The sequence below is a fragment of the Bacillus sp. SH5-2 genome (assembly GCF_008368905.1).
In the GTDB taxonomy this organism is placed as follows: domain Bacteria; phylum Bacillota; class Bacilli; order Bacillales; family Bacillaceae_G; genus Bacillus_A; species Bacillus_A luti.
The window spans coordinates 236765-254485 of the sequence record NZ_QOSD01000025.1 but is presented as its reverse complement, the minus strand read 5'-3'; the positions used below and the strand labels follow the sequence as shown (position 1 = coordinate 254485).

The following is a 17721-nucleotide window of genomic DNA, read 5'->3' as shown; positions in this document are numbered from 1 at the left end:
CTATAGGGTACATTTTATTATGAGGCATCATCTTTTTTATACTTGCGGTTCAGATTCTACTTTCTCAACCTTCTTCTTGTTTTTCCCCTTTTTCAAACGACGGTTTTCAAGCATTAACCAAATTTGAGAAGCAACGAAAACAGAAGAGTACGTACCTACAACTAATCCAACAAGTAACGCAAACGAGAAGTTACGTAGTGACTCACTACCGAAGATAAGCAGTGCAATTACTGGGAATAACACTGTTAATACGGTGTTAATCGAACGACCAAGCGTTTGGCGAATACTTGCATTTACAATTTCTTCTAAGTCTTTTATATCGCGAACTCGTTTTTTCTGTTTGTATAATTCACGGTTTCTATCGAATGTAACAATCGAGTCATTAATAGAATAACCAATAATTGTTAATACCGCAGCGATAAACGTTAAGTCTACCTCTAACTGGAAAATACTAAATATAACAATCATAACAAATGCATCATGTAATAATGCAAGTACTGCAGATAATGCGTACGTAAATCGGAATCGAATACTTACGTATAAAATGATAACCGCAGAAGCAATTAATACTGCGATAAATGCATTTCGTGCAATTTCTTTACCGATTGTCGGCGAAACTGTACTTACGTTTGGATCTGTACCATATTTATCGTGGAAGAATGTTTTTGTTTTCGCAATTTCATCTTTTGATAGAACACCTAATGTACGAACTGCGAATCCTTTATTGTCATCTCCAGTCGGTACAATATTTTCTTCCTTCACATCAATGTTCAATTCTTTAAAATCTTTATGAACATCAGACACAGTAACTGCTTGTTTTGATTGCAAGTCGATTCGTGTACCACTCGCAAAGTCAATACCAAGGTTCAATTTGAAAATCGGTAAGATAATTGCACCTGCAATTACAACTACAATCGAGAAAACAAGGAATTTATGACCGATATTTACGAAGTTAATACGGTCAAATTTTGTCGGTGGATGTACTACACCTTTTGTTAATGGAATAATATCCTTTTGTTTCACACCAAAGTATCCTGATTTTTTATCGAAGTAACGGCTCTTTACAAGTAATCCTAGTAAGAAACGAGTACCGAATACGTTCGTAATGAAACCAACTAAAATACTTACGATTAAACTTGTTGCGAATCCTTTTACAGAGCTATTACCATAAACGAATAACACACCAGCTGCTGCAAGAGTCGTAACGTTTGCATCTAAAATTGTTGCTAATGAACGATGGTTACCAGCACGGAATGCTGACATCATTGACTTACCAATTTTCAGTTCTTCTTTCAGTCTCTCGTACGTAATAATATTCGCATCAACTGCGATACCTACCCCGAGCACTAACGCCGCAATACCCGGCAACGTAAGAACTGCATGCATCCAGTTAAAGACAAGTAATGTAACGAAAATGTATAGACCTAACATAATAACCGCTACAAGTCCTGGTAAACGGTAAAATACAAGCATAAATAAGAAAATAAGAGCGATACCAATCGCACTAGCGAAAATCGTTTGCTCTAACGCTTGTTGACCAAATTTCGCTCCAACAGATGTTGAATACATTTCTTTTAAATCAACAGGAAGTGCACCTGCATTTAATAAAGATGAAAGTTGTTTCGCACTTTCAACTGTGAAATTTCCACCTACGATAGATACTTCAGCTTGGTTAAACACTTGACTTACTGTTGCTGCTGATAAAAACTTCGGATTCGGTTTTGCAGCTTCTGCTTTATACGAATCTTTTCCTTCTTCAAAATCAAGCCAAATCACCATTAAATTCGTTGGTGGTGGCATTTTTGAAATTTTTTCAGTTACTTCACGGAATTTGTCAGCGCTTTTTAGTGTAAGACCTACGCTCGCACGACCTTGCTCATCAAATGTTTGCTTCGCTCCGCCGCCTTTTAAATCCGTTCCATCCATAAGAAGGTTGTCATCTACATCACGGAATGTTAATTTCGCTTGTGTTGATAACATCTCACGTGCTTTTTGCTGATCTTGTACACCAGCAAGCTGTACACGAATTCGATTTTCCCCTTCAATTTGAATGTTCGGCTCACTTACACCGAGAACATTGACACGATTTTCAAGCGCACCTACTGTACTTACAAGCGCCTCTCGGTCAATTTTATCACCTTTTTTGGCTGGTTTTACTTCATACAGAATTTCAAAACCACCGCGAAGGTCTAGTCCTAGACTAATTCCTTTTGCTATGTCTTTTCCTGCCGCACCAATTACTCCACCGATTAATAAAACGATGAGGAAAAAGGCAGCAATTCTCGTACCACGCTTTGCCATATGTACCCTCTTTCTGCTACTAACACTTTCAATAAATCTCTTACGATTCACTGCTATACGTGTGCATACGCCTAGTTAGTAGACTTCCTTTCTATAGTTTTGCTAGCCCATCACTAGCTATGTCGGTAAGCCTTACGGAATACCTACACTTTTATTATTTATTTTTCGCTTCACTACCTCCTTTATATATAATCTTAGACATCATTAATTCCTCTTTATCAATACCTATCATTATACTGCAAAAGGAAGAACAAACCAATTGCAGTCAGTTATTTATTTTCATATTCATCAAATGACCAAAGGGGCGCTTGATATGCTTCAACAGTTAAATATGTCATATATTCATTAGCACTTACTCTTAAGACATCATTTACTAATTCATATAACCTAACATCACTGTCTATCTTTTTCCACTTTTTCACCTTGAGAAACTTCCAAATATCATTATCTGTCACTCGGTCATAACCGAACATTCGAAACTCTTCTACTTTACTTTCCAAAACGACTTGTAACTGTCCGCGGTATGATTCTACCAAAGCCTCTTTATCCAACATATATAACATCTCCTTCTTATTTCAGCACGAAAAGTCGCTTTTACTCCCGCTCTAATGGACAGCAATAACTACTACTTTCAAGAGCATTCATACTTCACTCTCTTAAATGCTTGTCATTCTTGTCTCATACGTGCATATAAATTATTGTAAATCATTCCACTGATTTTGAGAAGGTAGGAGAAGAGTATGACGAGACAAAGCTTTTTAAAAGGTGCATTTATTTTAATGATAGCTGGCTTTATTACAAAAATCCTTGGATTTATTAACCGCATTGTAATGGCACGTATACTAGGAGAAGAAGGCGTTGGCCTTTATATGATGGCTGTTCCCACCTTCATTTTAGCAATTACATTAACACAAATCGGCCTTCCTGTTGCAATTGCAAAATTTGTAGCAGAAGCGGAAGCAGTGAATGATAAACAAAAAGTCAAAAAAATATTAACTGTCTCCCTAGCTGTTACATCCGTTATTAGTATCATTTTAACAATTGGGATTATGCTCCTCACACCCATTTTAGCCAAAACATTATTGACCGATGAAAGAACGTACTACCCGTTAATGGCTATTTTGCCTGTCGTTCCTGTTATTGCAGTTTCTTCTGTTTTACGTGGTTATTTCCAGGGGAAACAAAATATGAAGCCTAGCGCTTATGCTCAAGTTATAGAACAAGTTGTCCGTATTACAATTATCGCTATATGCATTCGGTTATTTTTACCTTACGGCGTAGAATATGCTGCAGCCGGCGCTATGTTATCAGCCGTTCTCGGCGAAGTTGCATCCTTATTATTTTTACTCACTTTATTCCAGCGCGAAAAACATTTATCAATACGCTCTGGATTTTTCACTACTGTAAAAAATAGCAAAGGGACATTTTATTCTCTTATGGACATTGCCCTTCCCACTACAGGGAGCCGTTTAATCGGTTCCGTTTCATATTTTTTTGAGCCTATCGTTGTTATGCAAAGCTTAGCGATTGCTGGCGTTGCTGCCTCTGTCGCAACTCAGCAATATGGTATATTAAACGGCTATGCATTTCCACTTCTATCATTACCAGCCTTTATTACATACGCTCTTTCAACAGCACTCGTTCCATCCATTAGCGAAGCGATGGCAAAAAGGCAGCACAAATTAGTGGAACACCGATTACAACAAGCTCTTCGAATCTCATTAATTACTGGAGGATGGTCAGTCGTTATACTATATGTATTCGCTTCTCCCGTTTTAACTCTTATGTACGGATCAGACAGTGCCACAGCATTCATCCAACTCCTTGCACCTTGCTTTTTATTTCATTATTTCCAAAGTCCACTTACCTCTGTTTTGCAAGCTTTAAACCTAGCACGAGCTGCAATGATGAATACATTTATTGGCGCCATCGTGAAGTTAATCGTTATTTTTGTACTAGCTTCAAGACCAGATTTTCAAATGATGGGGGTTGCACTAGCCATTGCGGCAAATATAGTAACGGTAACCTTCCTTCACTACGCTACCGTTTTAAAAAAGATTACATTTACCATTTACGCAAAAGACTATATTTTTGGCGGGCTTGCCATCGGTATTGCAGGTAGCTTCGGTTTTTACCTTCATAAGTATATTGTTTTTTCTCATTCGCTCGGTGTACAAACGTTATGGGAAATCATCTTAACAACAATCGTTTATACCATCCTACTTTTCACTTTCAAGCTGATTCGAAAAGAAGAGTTAAGCCGTCTCCCTATCATTCGTAAACTTTCATTTTTGAAATAAACAGGCTTACTATTTCATATGGTAAGCCTCTAGTTTTCTTTTAAATCAACAAAAAATTGTCCATTTTGAAAGCTGCAGTACAAAACTTGTGTTATATCGTTATAACCTAAGTTTTTTAATTTCCCAATGAGCCATTCGTCTGTATGTTCAATCATTTGCAAATGACTAGATTGAATTTCCCCATCAATAATAAGAGGAAGAGTAAACTGCAATACATCCTGCTCACCTTTTTGTTTTTGAAAGACAGATAACTTCCCAGATGGTTCTAAAATAGCGTATTCTACATCTCGGATATCTCCGACTCCCTGCTCCCTTAATTGCATCATTAAATCATCCATATTATAACGTTGCTTTCTCATCTTCTTTTCATCAATCTTTCCCGCATTTACAAGAATAGCCGGCTCCCCTTCTATTAAATGCCGAAAGCGTTGATACTTTAACGAAATAACTGACAAAATGATCTGTATACACATAAGAAAAGTCATTGGAACTAATTGGTGCCAAAGTGATTTATCGGTATTTTCAATTGCGACTACTGCCATTTCACCAAGCATAATGAATACAACTAAATCTAATACACTTAGCTCTCCAATTTCACGTTTACCCATAAGACGAAAAATAATTAAGATGATGATATACAAAAGCATCGTCCGGCCAATAATTGATACCCATTCCATTTCTACATCTCCTTTTTACATATAGACTCCCCTTTAAAAAAGAAACTAGTCTAACTTAGGCAAAATGAAAATATGCTTGTATTAAAAAGGGGGAATGCATAAATGGATGGAACGAAAAAATTATCAACGGCAATTGGCTTCGGTATTATTACCTTATTAATTCTTGCCTCTATCACAAGTATGGTCATGGCTCTTTTATTAAGGTTTACGAATATTAGTGAAGGAACATTAGTAATTACGATTTTTATACTAGCCCTCCTCTCCATGCTTATGTCTGGATTTATCGCTGGAAAAAAAGCACAAGGGAAAGGTTGGCTAGTAGGTTTCACGACAGGACTTACATTCACTGTACTTGTTTTTCTAGTTAACTATTTAGGCTTTTCTCAAACCTTATCGAACCCACAGTTACTTTATCAGTTAGCATTAATGGGTGCGAGCACACTCGGTGGTATTTTCGGTGTAAATATGTCAAAGCAAACTAACTAAAAAAAGGCCCTGCACATTTCATGCAGGGCCTTCCTCATTAGTTTTTCACAACTTCACGAATCGCATTGCGATCGAAAGTTAAGTGTGAACCACCAGATTTAACAACGATTTTCGTTTCATCTACTGATTCGATTGTACCGTGTAAACCACCGATTGTTACGATAGCATCACCTTTTTTTAACTCATTTTGCATTTGAGCAACTGCTTTTTGACGCTTTTGTTGCGGGCGAATTAATAAGAAATAGAAAATCGCAAACATCGCAACGATCATAACGATATTCATCATACCTGCATTCATCTTTTGTTCCTCCTTTTAAATTATGTATTAGAAGTTTTTAGCATTCGGTTTATTAAAGCCATACTGTTCAAAGAATTCTTCGCGGAAATCGCCAAGACGGTCTTCACGAATAGCTTGTCTCACCTGCTCCATTAAGTTTAACAGAAAATGAAGGTTGTGATAAGACGTTAAACGAATTCCGAACGTTTCATCACATTTCATTAAGTGACGAATGTACGCACGAGAGTAATTTTTACATGTGTAGCAATCACAATTTGGATCAAGTGGACCGAAGTCTCTAGCGAATTTCGCATTTTTCACAACAAGACGACCTTCACTTGTCATACATGTACCATTTCGCGCAATACGAGTTGGAAGTACACAGTCAAACATATCAATACCACGAATTGCACCATCAATTAACGAGTCAGGAGAACCTACTCCCATTAAGTAACGTGGTTTATTATCTGGAAGAAGTGGTGTTGTGAACTCAAGTACACGGTTCATAATATCTTTTGGCTCCCCAACAGATAAACCACCTACAGCGTAACCAGGGAAGTCCATTGAAACAAGATCTTTTGCACTTTGACGACGAAGTTCTTCAAACTCCCCGCCCTGTACAATACCGAATAAACCTTGATCTTGTGGACGTTCATGCGCTTTTAAACAACGCTCTGCCCAGCGGCTTGTACGCTCTACAGATTTCTTCATATATTCAAAAGTAGCTGGGAATGGTGGACACTCATCAAATGCCATCATAATATCTGAACCTAATGCATTTTGAATTTCCATCGCTTTTTCTGGTGATAAGAATAATTTATCTCCATTTAAGTGGTTACGGAAGTGAACGCCTTCTTCTTCAATACGGCGGAAGTCACTTAAACTGAATACTTGGAAACCACCAGAGTCTGTTAAAATCGCGCGATCCCAGTTCATAAATTTATGCAAACCGCCTGCTTCACGAATAATTTCATGACCTGGACGTAGCCATAAATGATACGTATTACTTAAAATAATGCCAGAATCCATTGCTTTTAATTCTTCTGGTGACATCGTCTTAACTGTTGCAAGTGTACCAACTGGCATAAATGTTGGTGTATCAAATGAACCGTGTGGCGTATGGACACGTCCTAAACGCGCACCCGTTTGTTTACAAGTTTTAATAAATTCATAACGAATTGCTGTCATAATTTACTCCTTTTATTTGTTTCCCATTTTAGCGTGAGAGGCAACGAACATTGCATCACCAAAGCTAAAGAAACGATATTTTTCTTTTACTGCTTCATTATAAGCATGAAGTACATTATCTCTGTTTGCAAATGCACTTACAAGCATAATTAATGTTGATTTCGGTAAATGGAAGTTTGTAATTAAACCATCAATTGCTTTAAATTCATAACCTGGATACATAAAAATGTCTGTCCAGCCAGAAGCAGCACAAAGCTTTCCATCATGATCTGTCGCAATTGTTTCTAGCGTACGAGTTGATGTCGTACCTACAGTAATAATACGTCCACCACTCTCTTTCACACGGTTTAATAATGCCGCTGTCTCTTCAGACATATGGTAATATTCTGCGTGCATATGGTGTTCTTCAATCGTATCTGCAGAAACTGGTCTAAATGTCCCAAGCCCTACGTGAAGTGTAATAAATGCTAACTCAACGCCTTTTTGTTTTAACTTCTCCAGTAACTCTTCTGTAAAGTGAAGTCCTGCAGTTGGCGCTGCTGCTGAACCGATTTCTTTCGCATATACTGTTTGATAGCGATCGCGATCTTCTAGCGTCTCTTTAATATATGGAGGAAGTGGCATTTCTCCAAGCTCATCTAAAATTTCATAGAAGATGCCGTCATATGAAAATTCAAGCTGACGTCCACCTTGATCTGCAGTTCCTGTGCAAGTTGCTTTTAATTTCCCTTCGCCAAAAGAGATAACCGTTCCTTCTTTTACACGTTTCGCTGGCTTAACAAGCGTTTCCCACTTATCGCCTTCTTCTTGTTTTAAAAGAAGTACTTCAATGTGTGCGCCTGTATCTTCTTTCACACCGTGCAAACGAGCTGGCATTACTTTCGTTTCATTTAAAACTAAGCAATCCCCCTCATGTAAGTAAGAAAGAATGTCCGTAAAATGTTTATGCTCAATATCGCCTGTTTCACGGTCTAACACCATTAATCTTGATGTTTCACGCTCTTCTAACGGGACTTGTGCAATAAGTTCTTCTGGTAAATGAAAATCAAACAGATTAATATCCATAACTATATCCACCTATTTCTTATTTAAATCGATTTATTATATACATAATAAAAGATAATACAATACTTAACACAATACATGTAATGATAGGAAAATAAAAGGTAACGTTTCCTTTTTTCACAAAAATATCGCCTGGAAGCCTTCCAATGAACTTCCAAGCTAATCCAACAACGATGAGTAAGATACCTGCTGTAATAAGCAATTTTGGCATCTCCGTCATATTTTTGGCATCTCCATTCCGAAATGCTCATATGCAAGTGGCGTTACAATTCGGCCCCTTGGCGTTCGTTGTAAAAAGCCAATTTGTAGTAAATATGGCTCATACACATCTTCAATCGTATGAGATTCTTCTCCAATCGTTGCCGAAACGGTTTCTAATCCAACTGGACCACCACGGAACTTCTCAATAATACCAAGCAATAATTTATGATCGATATGATCGAGTCCTAATTTATCTACTTGCAGTAGTTCTAACGCCATTTGTGTGATTTCCATTGTAACCGTTCCGTTACCACGAACTTGTGCGAAATCTCGTACACGTCGTAATAAACGATTTGCAATACGAGGTGTACCACGAGCACGTCTTGCAATTTCTAGTGCGGCTAACGAGTCAATTTCAACTTCGAATACTTCTGCTGTACGTTCAACAATCTCAGAAAGCTGATCTACCGTGTAATACTCTAATCTTGAAAGCACACCGAAACGGTCACGAAGCGGTGCTGATAATGCACCTGCACGCGTCGTTGCCCCAACTAATGTAAATGGAGGTAAGTCTAATCGTACAGACCGTGCTGACGGTCCTTTCCCAATTACAATATCAAGACAGAAGTCTTCCATCGCAGGATATAGTACTTCTTCAATTGATCTATGCAAACGATGAATTTCATCAATAAATAATACATCCCCTGGTTGAAGTGCTGTTAAAACAGCCGCTAAATCACCTGGTCTTTCAATTGCGGGTCCTGAAGTTGTTCTAACATTTACGCCCATTTCATTGGCAATAATATTCGCAAGCGTCGTTTTACCAAGCCCTGGCGGTCCATATAAAAGCACGTGATCTAGCGTCTCTTCACGCATTTTCGCCGCTTCAATAAACACCTCTAAATTATGTTTCGCCTTATCTTGGCCAATATACTGACGGAGCGTCTGTGGCCGTAATGAATATTCTAAATCCACATCTTCATATGCAGATTCCCCTGAAAGGAGACGTTCGTCCATTATACTCACCTCTTACCATTTAGTAAAAGACTAAGTGCCTTTTTAATATACTGATCCGTCGTCAATGATTCTTTTAATAACTCTGGTACAACGCGAGAAACTTCTCGTTCCGCGTATCCAAGTGCGCGCAGAGCTTCTAACGCCTCATCCAGCTCAGCTGATGAACCTTTCTTCTCATCAAAACGTTCTTCGTCTGAGAATAAATCAACAAATGCATCTGGTACGACATCTGCTAGTTTTCCTTTTAAATCTAAAATCATTTGGCGCGCTGTTTTCTTTCCGACACCCGGGAACTTTACTAAAAACTTCTCATCTTCATGTTCAATTGCTTGAACAACCTGTCCTGTTTGACCAGAAGCTAAAATGGCAAGAGCACCTTTTGGTCCAATGCCAGACACACCTAACAACTTTGTAAATAATAAACGCTCTTCACGTGTTTTAAACCCGTAAAGTGCCATAATATCTTCTCTCACATAATGATATGTATAGACACGGATTTCTTGCTTACTTCTTTGAAATACATACGGATTCGGTGTGAAAATTTGATAACCAATTCCATTATGGTCAATTACGACATATTCCGGTCCTACATACTCCACGTAACCTGTAACATATTCAAACAAAATACGATCTCTCCCTCTTAAATCATGTATTCCATTTTAACATATTTAACGATAGAAAAGCGAGACTGCCCCAACAAATGTTCTCTATTTGAAACTTCTGTTATTTTCCATTGACAGATAGTATGAAGCACATTAATATACAGTAGTCGATAATGATTATCAATACTAATTAAAGGGGTTACATCAGGATGAAACAGAAGTTATTTATTTTATTTACTATCATGCTAGTTGTTCTTTCTATCGTTGGCTGTTCTTCTCAAAAGGAAGAATCAAAAGCAAAAGAACAACCGAAAACAAAAGTTGTAAAACACGCTAAAGGGGAAGCTACAATTCCAGTAAATCCAAAGAGAATTGTTGATTTATCTGGATCAACAGAAGAATTATTACTTCTTGGACACAAACCTGTTGGTACAGCAAACACATATAAAGATAAAATCCAAAATCACTTAACAGAAAAATTAGATGGCGTAAAAGCAGTAGGTTGGTACTGGGCACCTAAAGTCGATTTAGAAGCTGTTACTGCTTTAAAACCAGACTTAATTATTTTAAATAATCGTCAATTGAAAATTTATGATCAATTAGAAAAGGTTGCACCGACAGTTGTTCTAGAAACAAACTTAGAAGATTGGCGCGGTAAGTTTAAAGAAGTAAGCAAGCTATTTGATGAAGAGAAGAAAGCTGACAAATGGATTGCAGACTACGATAAAAAAGCAGACTCTTTATCTAAAAAAATTAAAGAAAAAACAAAAGATGAAAACTTTATGTTCGTTGCAGTTACACCACAAAACTTCCGTGTATACGGTAGCTTCGGATACGGTGACATCATCTTTAACGACTTAAAACTTCCAGCAACAAAAGGTACAGATTTAAAACAAACGATGGCGCAAGTATCACTAGAAGGTCTTGTTGCATTCCAGCCTGACCAAATGTTCGTTGTAAACTTCGGCGGAGAAGCTGATAAAGTGTACGAAGACTATAAAAACAGTGCCGTTTGGAAAGATAATAAAGCAGTAAAAAGCAATCACGTATATGAAGTATCAAACGAAGTATTCAATACGAAAGCATTCAATCCAATCGGAAAAGATATGCTAATTGATGAAATCGCAAAACAAATTTTAGATAAAAATAAATAAGAAAAAGCAGCTCACCATGAGCTGCTTTTTTTCTTACTTTGTACTGCATATTGCTTCATTTTTTCGATTGTCTTCACGAATCCTTCTTTTGACTTAATACGAATACCACGCTTCAACTTCGCCCGTTCATAACTCTCTAGCTTTTTCATATCAATTTGAAAAAAGGAATGAATCGCATTATCACTTTTCGGCACACCTTTAAAGATTTGTAATATCCCTTCCTCTGAAACACCGAAATAACCACTCGTTTTCAATAAGGGAGAAATATCATCAACTTTCTTTTGTAATACAATTTGTACATCATCACGATCAACGAGCTGCCATTCTTTATATTGCTGTAAAAACTTTTCTAAATCCGCTACTTTTTCTGTAAATATTTCTTCACTTACTTCTCCATCAACATACATGCGCTCTAATAAAATTGTAACTTGAGGGTCTTTCTCTGTTACTTCTGGTACTGGCCCTTCCGCCCTCGCACTCGTTTCATAAACTAAGCAAAACATCATAACGAACGCTTGCATTGTAATCAGTATCCATTTCATTTCCGTTCACCTCTTTTAGGCAAGATCAAACTTTCATTTGTAGCTTTTCCGGAAATGGGGGTTTTATCCATATAAATGACTGTATTACGTTTCTCAAAAAAATAAAAAACGCAGATAAGGATAAAACTTCATCCTTATCTGCGTTAGCATTTGTTTTTATATAAAATGAAAGACGCCTGCAAAGCAGGCGTCTTGATGCGTTTACGGCGAGAGACCAGGCGACCACATTCGCGTGTTTAGCACTTAAGCATATCTCTCGTCTTACGTAAATTAGCTCATCGCTTTGCTAATATAACATTAATAACGTATAAGTGCAACATATTTACAAAAAATATTTTATCTCCTCTTTATTCCAAATTACTTTATGTAAATTATAAATTGATAAATGTAATATATATGTTACAATAAATGTAACATCGAAATCATAATAAACAGGAGATGGATATTGTGAAAAAAATAAAGGATGAACGACTCATTCTTCAAACATTAAAGAACATACGTATTGCTTTTCTTTTTCAATCACTTGGTATAATTGCCATTTTAGGCTATATCGGATTCACTGAAGGAGCGGATTAAATTACGAAATCTCCATTATGGTTATTATTTATTCTTACGAGTATGGTACTTAGTTATTTACAGTTAAGTGTTTCTATCGATGTAGAAGAAAGTGAAAAAGAAATACAATTAACCCCTTATTACAAAATTGTTTTACGCTCTCTTATTGTTGGAATCGTTATGGCTATTATCTATATCATTTTCAGTCCAGAAAGACCTCTCTTTGAAGCTATTTTAACAGGTAGTATTCTCTTCCTATGCTTTTTAGCGTCTTACTCTGTTAGCTATTTTATAAAAAAACGTCGGTTACAAGAAGGCGATGAATAAAGAGGAAGGGCTAGCCCTTCCTCTTTTGTTTTGCTATCGCGCAGTACCAGTTAAACCGTAACGAATGTCTCGGAACATATTCACTATGTCGCGATTAAAATCGTTTGTAACGGTGCCATTACGTAAACGTGTGTTTATTGCATCGACACGAGTAAACATATCATTTCTTACAGAAACGTAAACATTTCTGTTTCCAACTTCATTTGCAACAGCTTGACGAATTTCGTTTGCAAGCGCTGTTTCATTCGATACTGGATTACGTGGTTTTACCGCAATCGCTACATCATTTCCATATACAACTGTAGATACTCTGTCTACATTATTCATACGTTTTACACGATTCGTAATTTTTTCTGCAGTTTTACCATCGTTGTTAATGTATGAATTGTTCATTGTAATATTACGTGTTGGATGTGGATTTGCAATTTGTCCGTTGTAATTTACATCACGGTAATAATTATATCCTGTATCGTTACGACCGTTTCTATATGTTACATAATCTGTATAACGATCGTTACGCGCTACATTGTCACGATACTGGTGTGTATCATTATAAGATGTACGCTCATAATTGTAATTACGTCCATCCATTGCATTATTATCTTTTGGTGTACCACATGCAGCTAATGCACTGGTAACTAACAAAGAAGCAGCAATCACTTTTACTTTCGTATTCAATACAAAAACCCCCTCTGTTAGGATGAACTTCTCTTCTGAAAAGCTCCCTCTTATAATGAGTAACAGAGCGGATTTTTACACTGTTAATATTTCACTAGGAATTTTCTAACACTTGATGTACATCTTTCGCTTTCTAAATAAATCTACATACAAAAAAAGGGCGGGAATAACCCCGCCTTTTTTAAACTTCCTCTTCGTCCTCTTCTTCTGAATCGGGTTCTCCAAATACATTTGGTGGATCTGGTTGGTAATACATCGTTCCTGGCTGTGGTGCATATGCTGACTGAGTTGGTTGATAATATAAAGGATTCGCATATTGTGGCCCACCTGGCTGCGGACTATACAGTCTATTGTCTCCACCACACCCACAATCTTCCTCACCTTGCACGAGCGGCGGCATATTATTATCCATTGGCATCATATTTGGATTTGGCATAGATGTATATTGCGGTCCAAACGGCGCTCCTTGCTGATATGGCATTTGATATGGATTTGGTTGTTGATAATACGGATTCGGTGGCATCATAGGCTGTTGATATGGCATTTGATATGGCATCATGTTCGGTGGTTGATTGTTATCCATAATTGGCATCATATTTGGCATTTGATTATTATCCATAATTGGCATGATGTTTGGTGGTTGATTATTATCCATGATTGGCATCATATTTGGCATTTGATTATTATCCATAATTGGCATCATATTTGGCATTTGATTATTATCCATAATTGGCATCATATTTGGCATTTGATTATTATCCATAATCGGTTTGGTGGTTGGTTGTTATCCATAATTGGCATGATGTTTGGTGGTTGGTTGTTATCCATGATTGGCATGATGTTTGGTGGTTGGTTATAATTGGCATGATGTTTGGTGGTTGGTTGTTATCCATGATTGGCATGATGTTTGGTGGTTGGTTGTTATCCATAATTGGCATGATGTTTGGCACTTGAATATTTGGCGGTATGACTTGCGGGATAACTACATTTTCTTTCGATACGTTTGGTGATACTATATTCCCTACATTCTCTTTCTTCACTTGCGGTGATACTATACTCCCTATATTTTCTTTCTTTACTTGCGGTGACACGATATTTCCTACATTCTCTTTCTTTACTTGCGGTGACACGATATTTCCTACATTCTCTTTCTTTACTTGCGGTGACACGATATTTCCTACATTCTCTTTCTTTTTCATTCTCTTTCTTTACTTGCGGTGACACGATATTTCCTACATTCTCTTTCTTTACTTGCGGTGACACGATATTTCCTACATTCTCTTTCTTTACTTGCGGTGATTTCCTACATTCTCTTTCTTCACTTGCGGTGATACGATATTTCCTATATTTTCTTTCTTCACTTGCGGTGACACGATATTTCCTATATTTTCTTTCTTCACTTGCGGTGATACGATGTTATCTTTTTTCGTTTGCGGAGAAATGATGTTATTAGGTTTCATTTTCGTAATTTGCGGAGCAATTAACTCGCTTCCTTTTTTAATGACGTCTGAAATTTTATATTCTTTTTTCTGTTTTATTGGTGGCTGCGGCGGCTGCGGTAATACATTTACCGAAAACTTCGTGTTTTCTTTTTCCGCTGGTTTTTGTTTTTCTATAACAGGTGGTTTTTGAATGACAGACGGTTTTTCAACTGGTTTTTCTTTTTGAATCGGCTGTTCTTTTTGAATTGGCTGTTCTTTTTGAATCGGCTGTTCTTTTTGAATTGGTTGTTCTTTTTGAATTGGCTGTTCTTTTTGCGGTTTTACCTGTACTTCTTTTTGCGGCTTCACTTGCATTTCCTTCTGGGGTTTTACTTGCACTTCTTTTTGTGTTTGTTGCATAGCAGGCGCTTGTGTAATTGGCGCTGATTGATACGTAACTTCTTCCTCATCTTCTATTCCAAGCGGAGTTGGTGTTGCTGCAAATTCTTTTTGTTGCACTTCTTTTACGTATTGTTTTGGAGGTGCTGAACCTGCTCCAGCATGTTGTTTCACGTGAACGCTGTTTGATGGTACTTTAATTTTCATACCCGGCATGATTAAATCTGGATTACTAAGTTGTGTATTTGTTTTTTTCAACGTGTCAAAATCCACTCCGTACTTTTTCGCAATTTTCCAAAGGGTATCCCCTTTTTGCACGATATGAATTTTCAAATTTTCCCCCTCCTGTATAACTTATCTATAAGTAACAAATCTCATGAAGTAACACCTTCTAAATAACATGAACTTCTTTTCACTTTTAACACTTCTTCTATTTTCAATATAGTTCGAAGTGGAATAAGCATAAAAAAATCGCAATGATTTCTTCAAAACAATGTATGCCTATTTCGTTCTCGTTATGATTATATGTACGAAAAAAAGCAACGGGAATCCCGCTGCTTCATACACGCTCTAACATACGATTTAATGCAAGAACCGCTTCTTCGGTCACTTGTTTATCTACGCTAATAACGTTAATTTCTTCTCCTCTTTCTATCGTTTCAAGTGCCCATAATAAATGCGGTAAATCAATTCGGTTCATCGTTAAACACGGACACATAAAGGGATTAAGTGAAACGATTTCTTTATCTGGATGTTGTTGAATAATTCGATTCACCAAATTCATTTCCGTACCAATTGCCCATTTACTTCCAGATGGAGCCGATTCAATCATATCAATAATATATTTCGTCGAGCCCGCATAATCTGAAGCTGCTACAACTTCGTAACAACATTCCGGATGTACAATAATATTCATATCCGGATGATTTTTTCGTACATTCTCAATGTTTTTCACTGTAAAGTTTTGATGAACAGAACAATGACCTTTCCATAAAATTACTTGAATTTCTTCTATATCTCCATCGTACTCTAATGAATCTGTATGCGGGTCCCATACTGCCATTTTATCTAATGGGATACCTAAGTCGTACGCTGTATTTCTTCCTAAATGTTGATCCGGTAAAAAGACAAGACGCTCTTTTTGTGTAAACGCCCAAGATACCATTTGTTTAGCATTAGAAGAAGTTACTGTCGCTCCGCCATTACGACCACAAAATGCTTTAATTGCAGCCGTAGAATTTACATACGTTAACGGAATCATCGTATCTCCAAATAATTTCGTGAGCTCTTTCCACGCTCTTTCTGTTTGTTCAATATCTGCCATATCTGCCATCGAACAACCTGCACGCATATCTGGTAAGATGACAACTTGTTCATCTGTCGTTAACATATCTGCTGTTTCTGCCATAAAGTGTACACCGCAAAACACAATATATTTCGCCTCTTTATTACTTGCTGCAACTTGTGCAAGCTGCAGCGAATCTCCTGCTGCATCTGAAAATTGTACCACTTCATCCTTTTGGTAATGGTGGCCTGGAATAAATAATGTTCTCCCCATTTTTTCTTTAATTTCACGAACACGCTTTTCCATATCTTCTGTTGACATCGTGTGATAACGCTCCGGTAACATCGTTTCAATCGGTTGCACTTTTTCTAAAATACCCATATTTCTTTCTCCCCCTCTAAGCCACTTTCCTTACGCCTCAATATTGAAACTAATATCAAGTGCTTTCACTGAATGTGTTAACGCTCCAAGTGAAATATAATCTACCCCTGTTTTTCCGTATTCCGATAAATCTTCAATTGTAATGCCTCCTGAAGCTTCTGTAACGATGGCACTTGGTACAATCTTTGAAAACTCTCGAATCTCATCTGGCGTACGGTTATCAAACATAATAATATCCGCACCAGCAGCTACAGCTTCTCTCACTTGCTCCTCTGTTTCTGTCTCCACTTCCACTTTCACCATATGCCCTAATTTTTCTTTCACCGATGTAACGGCTTTCGTAATAGAACCGGCAAAAGCAATATGATTGTCTTTAATCATGACACCGTCATATAAACCGAAACGGTGATTAAATCCGCCTCCACATACAACTGCATACTTATCAAACATACGTAGCCCTGGCATCGTTTTTCGCGTATCACAAATGCGTGTATGGCTGCTATCTAACGCAAGAACAGCTTTATGTGTCATTGTCGCTATCCCGCTCATACGCTGGATAACGTTTAATATAACGCGCTCTGCCGTTAATAACGATGCGATTGGGCCTTGGACAGTTGCAATGATTTCGCCTTTTTCTACAAGATCTCCATCTCGTTTATGAAGCTCCACTTCAATTCTCTCATCAATTAATTTAAACCCTTCTTCAATTACTAAACGTCCCGCAAAGACCCCTGTATCTTTTGCAAGAAACGTTCCTTTTGAAAGTAAATTGTCTGGAAAAATAAGCTGAGATGTTACATCTCTTTCTCCTATATCTTCTAGAAAAAATCGATTTAGTGCTTCTTTAACCTTTATTGTATTCATA

General features: G+C 37.3%; 16 protein-coding genes and 3 pseudogenes. 4 read left to right on the top strand and 15 right to left on the bottom strand.

Annotated features, from left to right (window positions below):
* Positions 1-36: 36 nt before the first annotated feature.
* Positions 37-2301 carry a protein translocase subunit SecDF gene (gene secDF, locus DN410_RS22840; RefSeq protein WP_149178154.1) on the bottom strand — a complete coding sequence of 755 codons (2265 nt, stop codon included), beginning with the start codon at positions 2299-2301 and terminating at the stop codon, positions 37-39.
* Between the two features lie 269 nt (positions 2302-2570).
* Positions 2571-2855 (bottom strand): post-transcriptional regulator, encoded by a 285-nt coding sequence (locus DN410_RS22835; RefSeq protein ID WP_000884550.1) that lies wholly within the window; start codon positions 2853-2855, stop codon positions 2571-2573.
* A 186-nt stretch (positions 2856-3041) separates the two neighbouring features.
* Here DN410_RS22835 and spoVB point away from each other — a divergent pair, with 186 nt between their 5' ends.
* Positions 3042-4601, top strand: coding sequence for a stage V sporulation protein B (spoVB, locus tag DN410_RS22830; RefSeq protein WP_149178153.1), 1560 nt, complete (start codon positions 3042-3044; stop codon positions 4599-4601).
* Between the two features lie 29 nt (positions 4602-4630).
* Here the strand turns inward: spoVB and DN410_RS22825 are convergent, their stop codons facing one another.
* The gene (locus tag DN410_RS22825) at positions 4631-5278 is read right to left on the bottom strand and encodes a DUF421 domain-containing protein (protein WP_149178152.1); all 648 of its coding nucleotides are present in this window, start codon (positions 5276-5278) and stop codon (positions 4631-4633) included.
* A 102-nt stretch (positions 5279-5380) separates the two neighbouring features.
* Between DN410_RS22825 and DN410_RS22820 the strand changes: the two genes are divergently transcribed.
* On the top strand, positions 5381-5764 hold the full coding sequence (locus DN410_RS22820) for a TIGR04086 family membrane protein (protein ID WP_149178151.1): 384 nt from the start codon (positions 5381-5383) through the stop codon (positions 5762-5764).
* Positions 5765-5801: 37 nt separating this feature from the next.
* Here the strand turns inward: DN410_RS22820 and yajC are convergent, their stop codons facing one another.
* Genes yajC through ruvA form a run of 6 tightly spaced genes read right to left on the bottom strand, consistent with a single transcriptional unit; the run spans position 5802 to position 10135 of the window.
* A complete protein-coding gene (yajC, locus tag DN410_RS22815; RefSeq protein WP_071712910.1) occupies positions 5802-6062 on the bottom strand; it encodes a preprotein translocase subunit YajC in 261 nt (86 codons plus the stop codon).
* Between the two features lie 27 nt (positions 6063-6089).
* Positions 6090-7229 carry a tRNA guanosine(34) transglycosylase Tgt gene (tgt, locus tag DN410_RS22810; RefSeq protein WP_000125362.1) on the bottom strand — a complete coding sequence of 380 codons (1140 nt, stop codon included), beginning with the start codon at positions 7227-7229 and terminating at the stop codon, positions 6090-6092.
* A gap of 12 nt (positions 7230-7241) precedes the next feature.
* A complete protein-coding gene (queA, locus tag DN410_RS22805; protein WP_149178150.1) occupies positions 7242-8294 on the bottom strand; it encodes a tRNA preQ1(34) S-adenosylmethionine ribosyltransferase-isomerase QueA in 1053 nt (350 codons plus the stop codon).
* Positions 8295-8313: 19 nt separating this feature from the next.
* Positions 8314-8514, bottom strand: a complete 201-nt coding sequence (locus DN410_RS22800) for a DUF2905 domain-containing protein (protein ID WP_000138162.1) — start codon at positions 8512-8514, stop codon at positions 8314-8316.
* Positions 8511-9512, bottom strand: a complete 1002-nt coding sequence (ruvB, locus tag DN410_RS22795) for a Holliday junction branch migration DNA helicase RuvB (RefSeq protein ID WP_149178149.1) — start codon at positions 9510-9512, stop codon at positions 8511-8513. The genes DN410_RS22800 and ruvB overlap by 4 nt, the downstream gene beginning before the upstream one ends.
* Before the next feature lie 5 nt (positions 9513-9517).
* Positions 9518-10135 (bottom strand): Holliday junction DNA helicase RuvA, encoded by a 618-nt coding sequence (ruvA, locus tag DN410_RS22790; protein ID WP_000464508.1) that lies wholly within the window; start codon positions 10133-10135, stop codon positions 9518-9520.
* 188 nt (positions 10136-10323) lie between these two features.
* On the opposite strand from ruvA, the gene DN410_RS22785 reads away from it, so the two are divergent.
* Positions 10324-11268, top strand: coding sequence for an iron-hydroxamate ABC transporter substrate-binding protein (locus DN410_RS22785; RefSeq protein WP_149178148.1), 945 nt, complete (start codon positions 10324-10326; stop codon positions 11266-11268).
* Between the two features lie 11 nt (positions 11269-11279).
* Here DN410_RS22785 and DN410_RS22780 read toward each other — a convergent pair whose 3' ends face one another.
* On the bottom strand, positions 11280-11810 hold the full coding sequence (locus DN410_RS22780; protein ID WP_149178147.1) for a BofC C-terminal domain-containing protein: 531 nt from the start codon (positions 11808-11810) through the stop codon (positions 11280-11282).
* Positions 11811-12257: 447 nt separating this feature from the next.
* Here DN410_RS22780 and DN410_RS22775 point away from each other — a divergent pair.
* Positions 12258-12692: pseudogene (locus DN410_RS22775) on the top strand (branched-chain amino acid ABC transporter substrate-binding protein).
* Positions 12693-12725: 33 nt separating this feature from the next.
* Here DN410_RS22775 and DN410_RS22770 read toward each other — a convergent pair.
* The 5 genes and pseudogenes from DN410_RS22770 to nadC form a co-directional block, all read right to left on the bottom strand.
* Complete coding sequence (locus DN410_RS22770) at positions 12726-13370, bottom strand: YhcN/YlaJ family sporulation lipoprotein (protein ID WP_149178146.1); 645 nt, start codon at positions 13368-13370, stop codon at positions 12726-12728.
* Positions 13371-13551: 181 nt separating this feature from the next.
* Positions 13552-14710: pseudogene (exsA, locus tag DN410_RS28835) on the bottom strand (spore coat assembly protein ExsA); the annotation flags it as partial.
* 656 nt (positions 14711-15366) lie between these two features.
* Positions 15367-15523, bottom strand: a pseudogene (safA, locus tag DN410_RS28830) (SafA/ExsA family spore coat assembly protein); the annotation flags it as partial.
* Positions 15524-15749: 226 nt separating this feature from the next.
* The gene (gene nadA / locus DN410_RS22760) at positions 15750-16856 is read right to left on the bottom strand and encodes a quinolinate synthase NadA (RefSeq protein WP_149178145.1); all 1107 of its coding nucleotides are present in this window, start codon (positions 16854-16856) and stop codon (positions 15750-15752) included.
* Positions 16857-16886: 30 nt separating this feature from the next.
* Entirely contained in the window at positions 16887-17720 is an 834-nt protein-coding gene (gene nadC / locus DN410_RS22755; RefSeq protein WP_149178144.1) for a carboxylating nicotinate-nucleotide diphosphorylase, read from the bottom strand.
* Position 17721: the final 1 nt, after the last annotated feature.